The sequence below is a fragment of the Adhaeribacter rhizoryzae genome (assembly GCF_008629685.1).
GTDB lineage: Bacteria > Bacteroidota > Bacteroidia > Cytophagales > Hymenobacteraceae > Adhaeribacter > Adhaeribacter rhizoryzae.
The window spans coordinates 80894-96677 of record NZ_VWSF01000022.1; the positions used below are offsets into that span (position 1 = coordinate 80894).

Genomic DNA, 15784 nt, shown 5'->3' on the forward strand with positions numbered 1-15784 from the left:
AAAATATTAGGCCGTACCATTTTACGGTTTAAATATGTTGCAATCATGGGCTTAGATAATATTATTAATAAAGTAAAGAAAGAAATTGATGTACTGCGGGGCGAAGAAGTGAAGAATACGGAGTTTTCGAACGAAAACACTTACCCCGATGAAAGCAGTGCAACAGAAGCTTTTGCGCGTTCTAAACAGAAATTATTTGGCGTAAATAATTGGTCGGGGCTGCCGGGCATTAATTCTACTTTTATATTATTTGATGAGCAGGGCAACCAGGTAGCAGAGGCAAACCCTAAAGTGGGCGATTTTGTACAAATAATATTGCCCGGCCCAGGCCCGGAAAACTGGGTTACGGTAACCAATATTCATGAAGAAGAAAATTTGGCCGAATTTGTAGTAAGCCCTAGTCCGGCACCAGCCCCGCTTACCGATAATACCGAAGAAGTAAAACATTTTTTCGGAAAAGAAGCCAGCAGCACCTTTCGGGTGGAACGCCAGGGTACTGTAATTAAAGCTTCCGAAATTGGCAGGGGCGAACGCCCCAATAACCAGGGCGCCGAAGCCGGTAATCGGGCCGTGGTTAATACCTTGGTAGCCGAAGGCGGTTGGGCTGGTTTCCAGGCTTTGCAGTGGGATAAACTTACCCGCTATTTAGTGCATCTGGAAGAAACTAAAGCGTAAGCAAATATTGGCAGGTAAATATTTATGAATTAGCCCGTTAGAACCTTTCGTAATTATATAAATTGTTGTAAATTAATCCTGTATATTTTTGTTTGGCTAAGAATAATCTGCCTAAAAACCTGGTAAGTGTTACAGCTAACGTTACCACTTAGCGGAATTAACTATTTGGGATAAAGGTAAATAGTTCCCCGCCTAAGTTTAGGCGGGGTTAGTGATGTTGTTTTTCTCAGATTAATTTCGGCAATTTCTGTCGCCGGCAATATTAAAGGAAATTCCTGATTTATTCCAATTTTAGTTTCCGGCATTTCCCATGCTTTTACTTTTAAATCATAATATTTCGGGTTATGAAAAAAGCACTGTGTTTGTTAATGGTTTGTAGCTGGGTATTTCAGTTTTGCAGCAGCGGCGAAGAACCGGAACCGCCAAAGCGTAATTATCTGAGTTTTAAAATGAATGGCGTTGTTTATACCCTGCGCCCAGATGAGTTTAAAGGCAACAGTTTTGCCAACAATAATTTTAATATACAGAATACCACTACCGTCTCGGCCAGTCCGTTTCAGTTCGATATCCGGAAAGTAGGTTCGGATATTTGTGGGATTATTGTTCCGAAAAATTACCAGATGCCCTTTGTAAATTCGCGGGAGAACTGCACTTTTGATTTAGCTGCCGTGGCACCGGATGGCAGCCCTTTACCACCCGAAAAAGTATATTATTACCAATCGGGAAATATAACTTTTACCAAAACCGCTTGCGGTCCGCGGCCCGCTTTTAATATTTTATGCTTGTGTACCCAACAAACCCCCATGTGCGATCTGTCTGGTACTTTTGAGCTTACTTTTAGAAATGGGTTAAACGAAACCGTAACTTTATCGGAAGGTAAAATTTTAATGTACGATGTCTTTCAATAATACACAATTAACGGTTAAGCCAGCGTGAATGTAGCGCATAGGTTTAGGGTTATAAAGCCATGAAATAGGTAGTTAACTGGGTAAAGTGGCTAAATTTTAAGGCATACTTTTCGGTTTGGCCAAAGCCGTACTCTACAAACACAAAAGGCACTCCGGCTAAATCGCTTTGCACCTGGTCCGGCTCCGTATCGCCAACGTAAACCGGGTTTTGTAAAGCATATTTTTCTTGCAGTAATTTAATGTTATGGTGCTTGGGCATATTGTTTACGCCGTGTGCCATTTGGTCGGTTATATAGGGGGTGAGGCCGGTATAGGTTAAAAACTGGTTAATGGTATTTACAGGGCAATTGCTGAGAATAAATAACTTGTATTTGGTAGCCAGTTGCGCAATTCCTGCGGAAACACCTTCGTATAAGCGGCCGCCAGTTTGGGGCAATAATTTATCCTGAGCCGCCACAATGGCATCGTAAATCTGTTCTTTTTTTTCTTCCGGATAATCCGGGAAAGTGTGCTCCAGTACCCTTCTTCTTTCCCAACCCATCATGTAATCCAAATCGCTGCGGCTAATGGTTTTGTTAATTTGCATTGCCTTAAAACCTGCGTTCCAGGCGGCAGTATAAGTTTCGCTGGCGTCCCATAAGGTGCCGTCCATGTCAAAAATCAGGCTGTCGGGTTTAAGCATATATTTACTTTTTTGCAAGGATACCAATATTTATATAAATCTCAGCAGGCAATATTTATCTATAATGGTGGGTGTTTAGCAAAAAATAACGGCAGCGGGTTCGTCTTTTAATAACCGCCATAAGCCACAACCTTTACTACCCGGAATTGCTTTTGCAAAAATCAGTGAAAGCCTTGGAAAAGCCTATTATTTATCAGGCTGTTCAGTTTATCAGAAATTAAAATTAATTACCAAAAGATGTTTATTCCTGCCAGAGTAGTATAAAGTTTTCGGGTAGATAATTGTGCTTAGGATAGCTGAAAATGCAAATATTTTTCTGACGATATACTATAACCAAGCTTGGTTGAAAAGACCTGTTTATATTACTGTTATAATTATTGTAAATAATTTCATAAAAATTTTTACTTGTACGGTAATAATATTACATTTAATATAATATTATTGAGATAAATCTGCTTAAAATAATCAAACTAAAATATTAATTTAATTACAAGAATATTCTTGCTTTAAGCATTTGATAAGGCGCTGATTGGATAGCTAACTTCGGATAGAACTTATTTATATTCCCTCATTAATGTATTAATTCAGAAACCTGTATTAGCGGGTTTCTTTTCGGTTTGGCTGGGAACGAATATAGCTATAGGGCAAAAGCTACCTGGGCTAAATATTTATGATAGCAGACTTTCATTATTAATTAATTGTAATAACCATAATTCGTTTTGGCGCCAGTATAGTTACCCGTAAGCTTCTTTAAATATTTAAACCTTTCCGGCATTATTCACCTTAGAACCAAATTTATTATGAAAGCTAAACTGCTATTTTTTGCTATGTTATTAATTGGGGCCTTACCTGTTTTTGCTCAAAACCCGCTGGTGGGTACTTGGGTTGAAACCAGCGATAAGGTAGAAGAAATAAAAATTATTACACCTACTCATGTTATGTTTTTAATACGGCCTTTAAACGCTGATACGGTTAGTATGGGCGGTGGCGGTACGTATTCTCTTAAAGGCAATAAATATATTGAGAATCTGCAAACCGATGATTTTACGGAATATTTAATAAATCTGGAGCCTTATAAAAAGATGAAAGCAGCGTATGATTATAAGGTAGAAAATGACAAATTTTACTGTAAAGGCACTTTTATTGTTTCGGATTCGCTAAAATATCCGGTTAATCATACTTTTGTTAAAGTTAAATCAGCTAATAGTTATCCGAACAATCCGGGTATTGGTACCTGGAACCAGTTATCTTCTACGTATTGGGGGGTAGATAGCAAAAAACAATCGCATACCAATGCCACTGCCACCCGGTTTCAGATAATTACGCCTACCCACTGGATACGTACCAGCACCCGTGATAAAAAAGTTGAGAACCGGATGGCCGGTACCTATACCATGCAAGGAAATAAAATATACCCGGTAATGGAATATGCTTCTTTCCCAATAAATAAATCAGATAAAATTGAAATTACCCAGCGTATAGAAGGAGACAAAATGTATTGGAGCGGTATTGTAAAAGATGCTACCGGTAAAGCTGTTTTCCATTTCGAAGATGTGTTTCAGCGGGTACCGGGCAAAGTGAATAAAATTGCTGCGGCTAAATAGTTAGTAGCGGTTAAGCTTATAGCCCCATCTTAAACTTGAATTTGCTTAAAGAATTAACCGGAAGCAAGCAGCCAGAAATTATTAAACTTCTATTTTTCAGATTTTGCGTATGAGCAATTAGCAAAGTTAAATATAGGTTTAATTTTAACGTCTGTCGCTATGAAAAGCATGCCCATTACGGTCCGGAGAGCAATTGAATTATTGGGCCTGTTTTTTTTGGTTTGGGCCATGGCCATTGGCCGGGATATTTTAGCGCCTTTGCTGCTGGCTTTCTTTTTAAGTTTGGTGTTATTGCCGCTTTATTATTTTCTGCGCAAGCATCGTTTCCCCGAAGTATTAGCCATTGGCCTGAATATTTTGGTCATGCTCCTGGTTTTTGGAGTAATTATCTGGTTTTTAGTGAGCCAAACCAGCAACCTGGCCGCCGATTTGCCCACCATTCGCCAAAATATTACCCACCATTTGTCTACGCTAAGTGCCTGGATAAATGCCAAAACCAATTTTTCGCCGGATGAGCAATTAAAATTTATAAAGGAGCAAAGCGATAGCCTGCTGAATAATGGGGTAAACATGCTCACGGGCGCCGCCGGATCGGCCGTTTCGGTAATTGTATTTTTTGCGCTACTACCGCTTTATACTTTTCTGCTTTTGTTTTACCAAAACCTGCTGCTGCGGTTTATTTTTCTATGGTTTCCGCCCGAAAGCCACGAACGGGTAAAAGAAGCATTGTCGGAAATTAAAAGTATTATTAAAAGCTACCTCACAGGGCTGCTTATTCAGGTAACGTACATGACCGTGCTGGTAGGAGGGGCTTTACTCTTAATCGGGATTAAACATGCTTTGCTCATTGGGGTAATATTTGCTTTCTTAAACCTGATTCCGTACGTGGGTGCCTTAATCGGTAATATTATTGGGGTGCTGCTTACGCTGGCTTCTTCGCCGGATTTATGGCCAATATTTACGGTATTAATTACCATTGCCGTGGCGCAGTTCCTGGATAATAATATTCTGATGCCGCGTATTGTGGGCTCTAAAGTTAAAATTAATGCCCTGGCGGTAATTATTGGCCTTTTAATTGGCGGTAAAGTGGCCGGAATTATGGGTATGTTTTTGGCCTTACCAGTTATTGCGGTGTTAAAAATTATCTTCGACCGGACCAATAATTTTCAGCAGTGGGGCGTTTTGCTCGGCGACGAACGGCCATCGCATTCGCCTATGCGGCACCCGCAACTCAGAAAACAAGACGAGCAGGTAAAAAGCCAATTAGCCGCCGAAAATAATATTGATCCCCCGAAAAAGTAAAATAAACATCACTTGTTTAAAGCTGGATAATACGAATATTGATTAGTTAATGCGCTTACATTATTGGTCATCCTGAGCCTGTCGAAGGATCTAAGTTTTATTTTTAATGCTGTTATAGATCCGTCGACAGGCTCAGGATGACCGAAATTAGATTTAAGCACATTTTCCAGTTGATAGTAGTATAAGCTAAAAACCCGGTAAGCTTTAATCCTTACCGGGTTTTTTTACATTAGTGCGTTTATAAATAGTTAGCGCTTAAAATATTACTTTAGTCTAATACTGGTAATCCTTTTACTTCGAACTCACATTAATTTATCAAGGGTAATAGGCAAATCTCGAACCCGCTTGCCGGTGGCATGGTAAACGGCATTGGCAATGGCCGCCGCGGTACCCACAATCCCAATTTCTCCGAGCCCTTTTACGCCGAGCGGATTTACAATATCGTCGTCTTCTTCTACAAATATTACTTCCAGGTCATGAATATCGGCGTTAACGGGTACGTGGTATTCGGCTAAGTCGTGGTTAATAAAGCGGCCGTACGGCTGGTCCATTACCGATTCTTCTTCCAAAGCCATGCCCATGCCCCAAACAATACCGCCTAATATTTGGCTGCGAGCAGTTTTAGGATTAATAATGCGGCCTCCCGCAATGGCGCTCACCACCCGCGTTACCCGAATAGTGCCAAAATCTTCGTCTACGAGTACTTCTACAAATACTGCCGAATGCGAAAACATGGAATATTTTTTCTGCCTAAGTTCGGGTTTGGTGGTTACGGTTGCTTCTATAAAATTTTCACCGGCCAGCCGCATTACTTCCGGCAGCAGCATGTGTTGAGCCGGGTTACTTTTTAATATTATTTTACCGTCGGCAAACAGAACTTCTTCTAATTTTTGAACCCCGGCGAGCGGACCTTCTTTCAGGTTACGAATATGGGCCAGTAATTTTTCCTGAATACCTTCGCAAGCGGCTTTTACCGCCGAACCAACGGATGCGGCTGTCCAGGAGCCGCCTTGCAGAGGGGCTTGCGGCAAAGCGGTATCACCTAATTTAAATGTTACATTGGCTAATGGTAAGCCCAGGGTTTCGGCGGCAATCTGGGTCATAATGGTGTATGTGCCGGTGCCAATATCGGCGGTTGCACTGGTAACTTTTAACTGGCCATCCGGCGATAAAACGGCTTTGGCGCTGGATTTTTGTTGATTTACTTCCCAGGCACCCGTGGCCAGGCCGTAACCAATCAGCGTTTTGCCTTCGCGCATAGACCGGGGCTGGGGATTCCGTTTCGCCCAGCCAAATTTTTCGGCGCCCTGCTGGTAACACGCTTTCAGTTCTTTGCTCGAAAATGGGTTATCTTTACTTAAATCAATATTGGTGTAATTGGTTAAGCGCAGCTCTAGCGGATCTTTGTCTAGTTTATAGGCCAGCTCGTCCATGGCACATTCCAGGGCATACAAACCCGTTACACCGCCGGGAGCCCGCATATCCAGCGGGGTATAAGCATCCATCTGAATGAGTTTATGCGCCAGTTGCACGTTATCGCATTTATACAACATCGCCGACCAATTCACCAGATTTTCGGTATAATCCTCGAACCGCGAAGTTTCGGCAAAGCCTTCGTGTACCACCGCGGTTAAAGCGCCTTGGCTGGTGCTGCCTAATACTAAATGCTGGATGGTAGCCGGCCGGTGCCCAAAAGAAAACATTTGCTGGCGCGTTAAAACTACCCGCACCGAACGTTTTAGTTCCAGGGCTGCCATTACGGCTAAAAATAACTGGTACTGCGGCCGCAATCCCGAACCAAAAGCGCCGCCCACAAACGGCGAAATAACCTGTACCTGTTCTTTAGCTAAGCCGAAAACCTGGGTAATATAATTCTGGCTGTTTTGTACACCCTGGGTTTTGTCGTAAACGGTTAGCGTTCCATCTTCCGCAAGTACTACGGTTGAGGCGTGCATTTCCATGGGGTTGTGGTGTTCACTGGGATGGGAATATTCAGCTTCGTGGGTTATCTCGGCCTGGGCCAAACCTTTTTCAGCATCGCCGCGCGGCGATGGCTCCGCCGATTTATATTCTTTAGGTGTGTAAGCTTCGTGCAGGCGGTTTTTAATACTGGTAATGTGCGGTTCGGTTTCGTACGTAATCTCTACCAAAGAAGCCGCATACCGGGCCACTTCAAAATTATCGGCTACAACCAAAGCAATCGGCTGCTGACTGAATAATATTTTTTCGTCGTACAACGGCCGGAAAGGCGTACCCGGCGGCGCATCTTCATCCTGGTATTTTTTATCGAACCAGGCCAGACCGGGACGATTTTGATGGGTAAAAACCTGCAAAACACCCGGCAAACTTAAAGCAGCGGCCGTATCTATTTTAGTGATTGTGCCTTTGGCAACAGCGCTCGACACAACCACGCCGTAAGTTAAACCGGGCGCCGGAAATTCAGCGGCATATTTTGCTTCGCCGGTTACTTTGGCCCGGCCATCTACCCGGCTGGCGGGTTTGCCTATATAGTTGGTGGTAGTATTACTCATGATATTTCCTCCATTTTAGCTGCTTGTAACAAAGCCCGCACAATAGCCCGTTTGGCCAATTCTATTTTAAAATTATTATGACCGAAGCCCTGCGCACCGGCCAGTAAGGTTTCGGCTACTTGCGCAAAATTTTCGGGGTTTGCTTCTTTGCCAACTAGTTGGGCTTCTGCTTCCGGTTTTCGCCAGGGTTTATGTGCTACACCGCCCAAAGCTATCCGGGCTTCTTTTATAATATTGCCTTCCAGTTCTAAAGCGGCTGCTACCGATACCAACGCAAAAGCATAAGAAGTGCGGTCGCGTAACTTTAGGTAAGCGTTATTTTCGGCAAAGCCTTTAGTAGGCAAATCAATAGCAGTAATAATTTCGTCGGGACTTAAATTGGTATCAATATTTGGGGTATCGCCGGGTAAGCGGTGGAATTCCGGAAAAGGAATGACTCTTTCGCCCTGGGGCCCGGTTACGTTTACCTTGGCATCTAAGGCGGTTAAAGCCACGGCCATATCCGAAGGGTGCACGGCAATGCAATGTTCGCTGGTGCCCAAAATAGCGTGTATGCGGTTATAACCGTTTAGGGCCGAACAACCGCTGCCGGGTTCTCTTTTGTTACAGGCAGTAGCGGTATCGTAAAAATAATAACAACGGGTGCGCTGCAAGGGGTTGCCGCCGTTAGTAGCCATGTTGCGCAACTGGGCCGAAGCACCCGCCAGAATAGCTTTTGCCAGTAAAGGATAGCGGCTTTCTACTAAAGGATGATAAGCGGTATCGGCGTTGGTAACGAGGGCCCCTAAGCGTAAACCATTTTCTTCGGTTTCTTCAATTTTATTTAGGGGCAAACGACGAATATCTATTAAATGATGCGGCTGTTCTACGTTTACCTTCATCAGGTCGGTTAGATTGGTGCCACCGGCAATAAATTTTGCTTGCGGAGCGGTAGCTTTTTCGGTAAGGGCGGCGGCTACTTCGTGCGCCCGGAAATAAGTAAAGCTATTCATTTGCCGGATCTCCTTTCTGCTGCATTACGTCCTGTACCGCCGCCACAATATTGGTATAAGCGCCGCAGCGGCAAATATTGCCACTCATCAGTTCTTTAATATCATGTTCGTTCTTGGCTTTCCCTTCTGAAAGCAACCCCACCGCTGAACAAATCTGGCCGGGGGTACAGTAGCCGCACTGGTAAGCATCGTGCTGAATAAAAGCTTCCTGCATGGGGTGTAGGGCATCGCCTTTGGCCAGACCTTCAATGGTAGTAATATCGTTGCCTTCTTCCATAATGGCCAGGGTCAGGCAGGAATTTATGCGCCGGCCGTTTACCAAAACCGTGCAGGCTCCGCACTGGCCGTGGTCGCAGCCTTTTTTGGTACCCGTTAAACCTAAATATTCCCGCAGGGCATCCAGCAGCGAGACCCAGGGGGCGAGTTGCAATTGTTTTTCCGTGTTGTTTACTTTTAGCGTAACGGTGTGCGTGGGCGGTAAAGCAACCGAAGCTTTTTCCAAATTTTCTTTTTCAGCGGTTTTCTGCATAAGCATATATTTTAAGGGTTTGCCGGGAAGAAAATTGAATTTATCTTCTTCTGGTTACCAGTGTATTTTTAGTTGAATATTAAGTTTTACGCTTAGAATAAGCCTTTACGGTTGGCGGCGGTATATGGGTTGGTTCAGGGTAATTTTATGTAAGCGAAACCTTATAAATATTAAAATCTAGGTCAGAAATATCGCCTTCCATTTCGTGAATGCGCGAAGTGGTAAAATAGAAATTATCCTGCTCATCTATGGTAAAGGTATCGGGCCATTTTATTTCGGCATCCTGTACAAAAGTTTTTAATTCGCCTTCGGGGGTGCGGCACATAATGGCATTATTTTCCAGGTCGCCCAGATACAAATTGCCCAAGTGGTCGAACATCATGCCATCGGGCGCGGTGGTTTTGCCTAAATTTTCTACTTTTCCGGCTAAGGCTTTTTCATCTAAACTTTCGTCGGTTAGGGCTTGGGTGGGTACCCGATAGAGGTTATAACCCGTGAGGGCGTGGTAATACAAATATTTTTTATCGTTAGAAAGGGCAATGCCATCGGCGTGCATTTGCGGCTTTTCGCCTTCTTTTACCCAACGTTCCCCTTCTACGGTCAGCCAAATATCTTCCGATTTGGTAGAGGCATGGTTATCGAGTAAACGCCGGGGTTTGCCAGTTTTTAAATCCAGCACAACAATAGCACCCACGCCCGATTCGGTTATATAAATTTTGCCAGCTTCGCGGTCGATGCGCAAATCGTTTAAATAAGATTTTTCCGGGGCAATATTTTTATCGAAAGTCCACTTGTTTACCAGTTCATCGGTAGTTAAATCAAACTCGTACAACATCGCATGGCCTACCACGCCTTTCATCATAGGGCTGGCCGGGTCCAAAACAAACAAAGAATTTTCGTGCGCCACTACCGATTGCACGCAGGTAAATTTATTTTCTTCGGGTTTGCCGTTCCAGGTGTTCCAGGCTTCGTTGGGGTAAGGTTTGTATTCGCCGTTTAGGCTAACTTCTACCACCGAAAAAGGCAAGTTTTCGTGCCAGCGCGGGAAATTGGCAAATAATCGTCCGGATTGACTTATGGTAACGCCGGTAACTTGAATTCCTTCAAAAGAAGCAATTTTGGTAAGTTCTTTTTGAGCCATGATTTAGCAATTAAGGTTAGAATTTAACCGAGTTAGAAATATTTATTCTGGGTAATATTTTGGTTGGTTTACGGGTTGCAGTACCGGATAATTATTCCGTTTTTGAGCTTGCTTGTTTTACCGCTTGCCGCAGCGGGTCATCTAAATATTTAAGCGCAGCAGCATTGCCTTCGGCAGGGCTATTACGGGCTGGTGATCTGGTTTGGCATCGTACAAGCTATTTAGTAAGTGAATAGCACCGGGGCCCGAAGTTGCCAAACAAACGCCTACTTTTTTGGGATATTTGGGGTAGGCACCAGCCATTAAAGAAGCCATTGCTTCGTGGCGTACCTGTACAAAACGGTTTTGATCTTCGACCCGGTTTAAAGCGCCCATAATGCCGTTTATGCCGTCGCTGGGATAGCCAAATTTCCGGTTTACGCCCCAGGCCTGCATTCTTTTAACCAGGTAATCACTTACATTTTCTTGCATGACTTGTATTGGGTTAAAATCGATACAAACGTAAATACCGGTAGCGTTGCCGAAAAAAAATGAATATTTTGCGAGGTTGGTATTAGCCTTTGCTTAGGCCGGAAGCAATATTTTAGAATATTAACTTTTGAGTAGCCAAATAAGCGTAATAATTAATATGGCAGCTAAAGCTTTTATAGAATTTAAAATCTCTTTGTTTAAGTATGGCGTTTAACGGAATACAGCTTAGTTAACGGCTATGGGTAAAAAGAAAAAGAAGAAAAAAAACCGAAAGCACCAGCCCACGTTTTTGCAGGAAATAGGCAAGGTAATTCACCGGAAAGGAACCGAAATTGCCGTAGGCCTGGTAGTTGGTATTGTTACCAATTACCTGACCGATGCCAGCGAAAAACTACTCCAGCATTTTACCCAAAACAACAACCGGAAACCGGAAAAATAACATGGTTTAACTTGCCGGTATACCTTACAGTACAATGCCGTTGGTTGCGTGTTTTTTAGACGGAAACTGCGGATCGCCCCATTGTTCTTTCAGGTTGGTTTCAATGGTTAAGCTCAGGGCCGTGAGTGGCACGTCTTCGAAGCGGTTTTCGAACGGATCTTCGGAACGTTCGCCAATTAAATCTAAGGCTAAAAATACAAACGAAATAATCACCGATATGGGAATACTGGCCCAGCGCAATTCTTCTACAAAAACAAAGGGCAACAACGATGCGTGAATAAACACGAATACGCGCGAAAAGAAACTGTATTGCCGCAGGAAAGGCGTGTTTTTAATGCGCTCGCTTTTGCCTTGAATATTATTAAACTCTACTAACGTTTCATCGAGCTTCGCAAACCGGTAGTCCGAAAGCCAGCCTTGGTCATAACCCAGCCGCAAATCTTCGCCCTGCAGTTCGATCAGGTAATTGGGTGGATTTTGCTTGTTTGTAAATAATTTGTATTCTTCCGGCGATAAAAAAGCAAGCGCATCCGAATACTGATTGGGTTCTTCGTAAATCTCTTCCTGCCACTGCTTGTTATAATAATGCTTTTTTCTTAAATATACCCGTAGGGCGTGTACAAAGGCTATATGGCGGTAAATCAGGCGATATTGTAATTCTTTTACGCTTTGGGTTTGCGTGGTATTTTCCGGAATAATCATGGTGATAACCTGGCGGGCCCAGGCCCGGCTGTAATTAACCAAATTGCCCCAGATTTGCCTGGCTTCCCACCACCGCTCGTAGGCATTACTGGTTTTAAAACCCAAAAATATTGCCAGCGCGGTGCTTAATGCCGAAATAGCCGTAAATGGAATATGTAATTTCCAGACACTAAAATAATCGTGAAGCAGAAAAACAGTAACAGCCAGGGTAAAATAATAGGACAGGCTTTTCCAGGTGTAAAAGAAAATAACGCTCCACTTTAAATTTCTACTTATCAGCATCGAAATAATATTTTAAGCCTTTAACTCACTTGGTCTGGTTTTGTTCAACTAAAATGCAGCAACGGCTTGTACCGGATTAAGGAAGCGCCAATTTTTAATAGCACACCGGAAATATTGGCCTAGGTGGTGATGGGTTAAATATTAGGTAAATATTAAGTGTAGGATTATTTAATGCAGATGCGCAGCTTGTTTGATAAGCCAGGTATGAAGGAAATACACGATATAATTATTGTAATAAATATTTATATCATTTTTGTAGCTTTACTCGTAAGTGGGTGATAATAAACGTGCTGTATTTCTAAAATTTATAATTTACTGAAAATAACAATCCCCCAATAAACCGCTAAATAGTCCGGTATGGCAGCAATGCGTCAGGAAAAAGAGATTGAGTTTGTACCGGTAAGCACCGAACAGGTTCCGAGGCCGAAACCAGCCTTAAAAATGATGGACGCTATTGCCCTGATTGTTGGGATTGTAGTAGGAGCCGGTATATTTAGAACGCCTTCGCTGGTAGCAGGCAATGTTAATTCGCCGGAAATGTTTTTGTCTGTTTGGCTATTGGGGGGCTTGGTTTCGTTAATTGGGGCTTTGTGTTACGCCGAACTAACCACCACTTTCCCGAATACCGGCGGCGATTACCATTTTATCTCCCGCGCTTTTGGCCGGCGGTTGGCTTTTCTTTTTGCCTGGGCCCGCATGAGTGTGGTGCAAACCGGCTCCATTGCCTTGCTGTCTTTTATTATCGGCGATTACCTTACCCAAATTTATAGTTTAGGAACCTTCTCTTCGGCCTTTTATGCGGCGTTGGTGGTTATAACCTTAACCGGCATTAATATTATTGGGGTAACCTTTGGCACCGGTACACAAAAAATACTCACGCTGGTAGAAGTTTCCGGGGTGTTGCTGATTACAATGGCCGGCTTCTTTTTCACCCCGACGGCGGCAATCGGTACTGCTTCCGAAATATCAGTTTCGGGAAATTCTTTGGGCATGGCCATGGTTTTTGTGCTGCTAACCTTCGGCGGCTGGAACGAAGCGGCGTATATATCCGCCGAACTGCGGTCGGGGCGTAGAGGCATGGCCAAAGCGCTTATTCTGGGTATTGTGGTGATTACGGTAATTTACCTGCTGATTAATTTAGCTTACCTGAAAGCTTTGGGGCTCGGCGGCATGGCTAAATCAGAAGCAGTGGCCGGCGATTTAATGCGAATTACTTTCGGTGAGGGTGGGGTGGTACTTATTGGGGTGCTCGTGGCAATTTCGGCCTTAACATCTACCAATGCTACTATTTTTACGGGTGCCCGCACCAATTATGCGCTGGGGCAGGATTTTTCAGTTTTCCGGACTTTGGGTAAATGGAATGGCCAGGCCAATGCGCCGGTAAATGCTTTTTTGGTACAAGGCCTTATTTCGCTGGCGCTGCTGGGTTTGGGCTTGTTTACGCGCAAAGGCTTCGAAACCATTGTGGAATATACCGCGCCGGTTTTCTGGTTTTTCTTTTTATTGGTAGGCATCGCGCTTTTTGTGTTGCGCCGGAAAGAGCCCCACCGGGAACGTCCTTTTCGGGTACCTTTTTACCCGATTACACCGCTCTTGTTTTGCCTGACCAGTGCCTATTTGTTGTATTCGAGTTTGGTTTATACTGGTGTAGGCGCATTGGTTGGGGTAGGCGTGTTAATAGCTGGCTTTTTGTTGCTCCTGGCTTTACCGGCCACTGAAAAAGTTTCCTTAGCCAATCAGAAAAGTTAAAAGCAAAGTTTACTAAGCGGTAACACCTGCATAATTTAAAGCTGCTTGGTCTGATTAAGTTAAGATTTTACGAAGTGCTCGCTCTAAAATAAGTTTTATTTATTAACGCCTAATGGTAAAAAAATGAAAACACTTCAGAAATTATGCACCACCTTACTCTTAATTGTTTGGGTTATTACTGCTTCCTTGGCCCAGGAAGCCGCAACAGCGGCCCGCACCCCGGATGTGCCGTATGTGCCCACCCGCCAAACGGTGGTAGATGCCATGTTAATATTAGCCAAGGTTACTAAAAACGATGTGGTTTACGATTTGGGTTGCGGCGACGGGCGTATTGTCATAACCGCTGCCAAACAATACGGCGCCACCGGAACCGGCATCGATATTAATCCCGAACGCATTAAAGAAGCTAACCAGAACGCCCAGGCCGCTAAAGTAACCGATAAAGTAAAATTTGAACAAGCCGATTTATTCGAAACTGATTTCAGCAAAGCATCGGTGGTAACACTTTATTTACTGCCCTCAGTTAATTTAAAACTACGGCCTATTTTGCTCAAGCAACTGAAACCCGGCTCCCGCATTGTGTCGCACGCTTTTAACATGGGCGATTGGGAACCTGAGCAAAAAATTGAAGTTGATGGCTCTACTATTTATTACTGGACGGTGCCTGAAAAGAAATAATCTAGCTTTCTGTTAAAGATTAGGAGTTTGTTTTTTGAAGGTAAAGATTTGAGGTTTGTCATTTGAAAGATTTCATCTTTCAAGGCTGAGGTGCTAACTGATTATAGAAGCCTAAGTTTGCTCCCGGCCGCGAAGCCCCGTTTGGTCATTCGGGCTGCTCATCTTTCCTTTCCTCGTACCTCGGAATGCTGCGCACCGGAAACCTGAAAGGCCCTCATCGCCCAAACTGCTGTAGTCTGCTTCGTAGCTACTGGTTGTCTTATTTTACCTGTTATAAGTATTTACCTTGCTTGTTCCCACTGTCCACGAAAAGTCCCCCTTTGGAGGGGGTAGGGGGAGGATTTCACGCAACCAAGCACAAAGAACCTAAATATTACCCTAATAAACCATTTATTCAAAGCTACCTAAACTTTTAAAAAATTAATGAAGCAGGGAAGTAAGATTTTGGCGGTAGGCTTCGCTGAGCGGAATGGTTTTGTGATTAATGGTTACCTGGTGCCTTTCTACTTTATCAATTTGGTGGATGGCGACGATAAAAGAGCGGTGAACTCGGGCGAACTTATGGGCGGGTAGCAGGTTTTGGGCCTCGCTGAATGTGCTGCGCGAAAGTACTTTTTTATCTTTTAGGGCAAACGTTACATAGTTGCCAGTGGCTTCCAGGTACAAAATATCTTCAAATAAAACCTTTTGTTGTTCGTAGCCGGTTTTAATATACAAATGGTCCTGGGTTTCGGGAGCGGTGCGGAAATTGTATAACTCAAAAGCTTTGTTGCAGCCTTTAATAAAGCGGGCCAGCGAGAAAGGTTTTAACAAATAATCTACCGCATCCATCTCAAAACTGGTAACGGCGTGCTCGGAGTAAGCGGTGGTAAATATTAAAAGCGGCTTTTTGCTTAAGCTGTTAAAAAAATCAATGCCCGAAATATCGGGCATTTTAATATCCAGAAATATTAAATCAATATTTTCTTTCTGTAAATATTCCAGCGCCTTAAAAGCATCGGTAAATTCGGCTCTTAAATCCAGGAAAGGAACTTTAGCCGCGTGCGACCTTACTATTTCCAGGGCTATGGGTTCATCGTCGATGGCAATGGCTTTCATT

At 43.5% G+C, this 15784-nt stretch carries 15 protein-coding genes; 7 read left to right on the forward strand and 8 right to left on the reverse strand.

Translation table 11 applies throughout. The features are described from left to right. Positions 1–45 precede the first annotated feature (45 nt). On the forward strand, positions 46–675 hold the full coding sequence (locus tag F0145_RS21040) for a hypothetical protein (RefSeq protein ID WP_150091671.1): 630 nt from the start codon (positions 46–48) through the stop codon (positions 673–675). 344 nt (positions 676–1019) lie between these two features. After that, on the forward strand, positions 1020–1583 hold the full coding sequence (locus tag F0145_RS21045; RefSeq protein ID WP_150091673.1) for a hypothetical protein: 564 nt from the start codon (positions 1020–1022) through the stop codon (positions 1581–1583). A gap of 49 nt (positions 1584–1632) precedes the next feature. On the opposite strand, the gene F0145_RS21050 is transcribed toward F0145_RS21045, so the two are convergent. Then, positions 1633–2265: an HAD family hydrolase gene (locus tag F0145_RS21050; RefSeq protein WP_150091675.1), complete on the reverse strand. Its 633-nt coding sequence runs from the start codon at positions 2263–2265 to the stop codon at positions 1633–1635. Between the two features lie 800 nt (positions 2266–3065). Here F0145_RS21050 and F0145_RS21055 point away from each other — a divergent pair. Together F0145_RS21055 and F0145_RS21060 are read left to right on the forward strand one after the other, a co-directional pair. Beyond that, positions 3066–3869 carry a hypothetical protein gene (locus tag F0145_RS21055; protein WP_150091677.1) on the forward strand — a complete coding sequence of 268 codons (804 nt, stop codon included), beginning with the start codon at positions 3066–3068 and terminating at the stop codon, positions 3867–3869. A 159-nt stretch (positions 3870–4028) separates the two neighbouring features. After that, the gene (locus F0145_RS21060; RefSeq protein WP_150091679.1) at positions 4029–5171 is read left to right on the forward strand and encodes an AI-2E family transporter; all 1143 of its coding nucleotides are present in this window, start codon (positions 4029–4031) and stop codon (positions 5169–5171) included. Positions 5172–5473: 302 nt separating this feature from the next. On the opposite strand, the gene F0145_RS21065 is transcribed toward F0145_RS21060, so the two are convergent. The 5 genes from F0145_RS21065 to F0145_RS21085 all read right to left on the reverse strand — a co-directional run bounded on the left by F0145_RS21065 (position 5474) and on the right by F0145_RS21085 (position 10835). Continuing rightward, on the reverse strand, positions 5474–7702 hold the full coding sequence (locus F0145_RS21065) for a xanthine dehydrogenase family protein molybdopterin-binding subunit (protein ID WP_150091681.1): 2229 nt from the start codon (positions 7700–7702) through the stop codon (positions 5474–5476). Continuing rightward, entirely contained in the window at positions 7699–8694 is a 996-nt protein-coding gene (locus F0145_RS21070; RefSeq protein WP_150091683.1) for an FAD binding domain-containing protein, read from the reverse strand. The genes F0145_RS21065 and F0145_RS21070 overlap by 4 nt, the downstream gene beginning before the upstream one ends. Continuing rightward, a complete protein-coding gene (locus F0145_RS21075) occupies positions 8687–9223 on the reverse strand; it encodes a (2Fe-2S)-binding protein (protein ID WP_150091685.1) in 537 nt (178 codons plus the stop codon). The genes F0145_RS21070 and F0145_RS21075 overlap by 8 nt, the downstream gene beginning before the upstream one ends. Positions 9224–9368: 145 nt before the next feature. After that, the gene (locus tag F0145_RS21080; protein WP_150091687.1) at positions 9369–10364 is read right to left on the reverse strand and encodes an L-dopachrome tautomerase-related protein; all 996 of its coding nucleotides are present in this window, start codon (positions 10362–10364) and stop codon (positions 9369–9371) included. A 141-nt stretch (positions 10365–10505) separates the two neighbouring features. Next, positions 10506–10835 (reverse strand): thiamine pyrophosphate-binding protein, encoded by a 330-nt coding sequence (locus tag F0145_RS21085; protein WP_150091689.1) that lies wholly within the window; start codon positions 10833–10835, stop codon positions 10506–10508. Between the two features lie 238 nt (positions 10836–11073). Here F0145_RS21085 and F0145_RS21090 point away from each other — a divergent pair, with 238 nt between their 5' ends. After that, entirely contained in the window at positions 11074–11274 is a 201-nt protein-coding gene (locus F0145_RS21090) for a hypothetical protein (protein ID WP_150091691.1), read from the forward strand. A gap of 24 nt (positions 11275–11298) precedes the next feature. Here F0145_RS21090 and F0145_RS21095 read toward each other — a convergent pair whose 3' ends face one another. Continuing rightward, positions 11299–12258, reverse strand: a complete 960-nt coding sequence (locus F0145_RS21095; protein ID WP_150091693.1) for a bestrophin family protein — start codon at positions 12256–12258, stop codon at positions 11299–11301. 357 nt (positions 12259–12615) lie between these two features. On the opposite strand from F0145_RS21095, the gene F0145_RS21100 reads away from it, so the two are divergent. Both F0145_RS21100 and F0145_RS21105 read left to right on the forward strand, forming a co-directional pair. Further along, on the forward strand, positions 12616–14007 hold the full coding sequence (locus F0145_RS21100; protein ID WP_150091695.1) for an APC family permease: 1392 nt from the start codon (positions 12616–12618) through the stop codon (positions 14005–14007). Positions 14008–14130: 123 nt separating this feature from the next. After that, positions 14131–14685 carry an SAM-dependent methyltransferase gene (locus F0145_RS21105; RefSeq protein ID WP_150091697.1) on the forward strand — a complete coding sequence of 185 codons (555 nt, stop codon included), beginning with the start codon at positions 14131–14133 and terminating at the stop codon, positions 14683–14685. Between the two features lie 420 nt (positions 14686–15105). On the opposite strand, the gene F0145_RS21110 is transcribed toward F0145_RS21105, so the two are convergent. Further along, positions 15106–15783 (reverse strand): LytR/AlgR family response regulator transcription factor, encoded by a 678-nt coding sequence (locus tag F0145_RS21110; RefSeq protein WP_150091699.1) that lies wholly within the window; start codon positions 15781–15783, stop codon positions 15106–15108. Position 15784: the final 1 nt, after the last annotated feature.

Excerpts from the sequence above, each read along its gene's own strand:
- F0145_RS21090 (WP_150091691.1), top strand. The coding sequence starts at position 11,074 with ATGGGTAAAAAGAAAAAGAAGAAAAAAAACCGAAAGCACCAGCCCACG.
- F0145_RS21105 (WP_150091697.1), top strand. The coding sequence starts at position 14,131 with ATGAAAACACTTCAGAAATTATGCACCACCTTACTCTTAATTGTTTGG.
- F0145_RS21060 (WP_150091679.1), top strand. The coding sequence starts at position 4,029 with ATGAAAAGCATGCCCATTACGGTCCGGAGAGCAATTGAATTATTGGGC.
- F0145_RS21110 (WP_150091699.1), bottom strand. The coding sequence starts at position 15,783 with ATGAAAGCCATTGCCATCGACGATGAACCCATAGCCCTGGAAATAGTA.
- F0145_RS21040 (WP_150091671.1), top strand. The coding sequence starts at position 46 with ATGGGCTTAGATAATATTATTAATAAAGTAAAGAAAGAAATTGATGTA.
- F0145_RS21050 (WP_150091675.1), bottom strand. The coding sequence starts at position 2,265 with ATGCTTAAACCCGACAGCCTGATTTTTGACATGGACGGCACCTTATGG.
- F0145_RS21080 (WP_150091687.1), bottom strand. The coding sequence starts at position 10,364 with ATGGCTCAAAAAGAACTTACCAAAATTGCTTCTTTTGAAGGAATTCAA.
- F0145_RS21070 (WP_150091683.1), bottom strand. The coding sequence starts at position 8,694 with ATGAATAGCTTTACTTATTTCCGGGCGCACGAAGTAGCCGCCGCCCTT.
- F0145_RS21055 (WP_150091677.1), top strand. The coding sequence starts at position 3,066 with ATGAAAGCTAAACTGCTATTTTTTGCTATGTTATTAATTGGGGCCTTA.
- F0145_RS21100 (WP_150091695.1), top strand. The coding sequence starts at position 12,616 with ATGGCAGCAATGCGTCAGGAAAAAGAGATTGAGTTTGTACCGGTAAGC.
- F0145_RS21065 (WP_150091681.1), bottom strand. The coding sequence starts at position 7,702 with ATGAGTAATACTACCACCAACTATATAGGCAAACCCGCCAGCCGGGTA.
- F0145_RS21045 (WP_150091673.1), top strand. The coding sequence starts at position 1,020 with ATGAAAAAAGCACTGTGTTTGTTAATGGTTTGTAGCTGGGTATTTCAG.
- F0145_RS21095 (WP_150091693.1), bottom strand. The coding sequence starts at position 12,258 with ATGCTGATAAGTAGAAATTTAAAGTGGAGCGTTATTTTCTTTTACACC.
- F0145_RS21075 (WP_150091685.1), bottom strand. The coding sequence starts at position 9,223 with ATGCAGAAAACCGCTGAAAAAGAAAATTTGGAAAAAGCTTCGGTTGCT.
- F0145_RS21085 (WP_150091689.1), bottom strand. The coding sequence starts at position 10,835 with ATGCAAGAAAATGTAAGTGATTACCTGGTTAAAAGAATGCAGGCCTGG.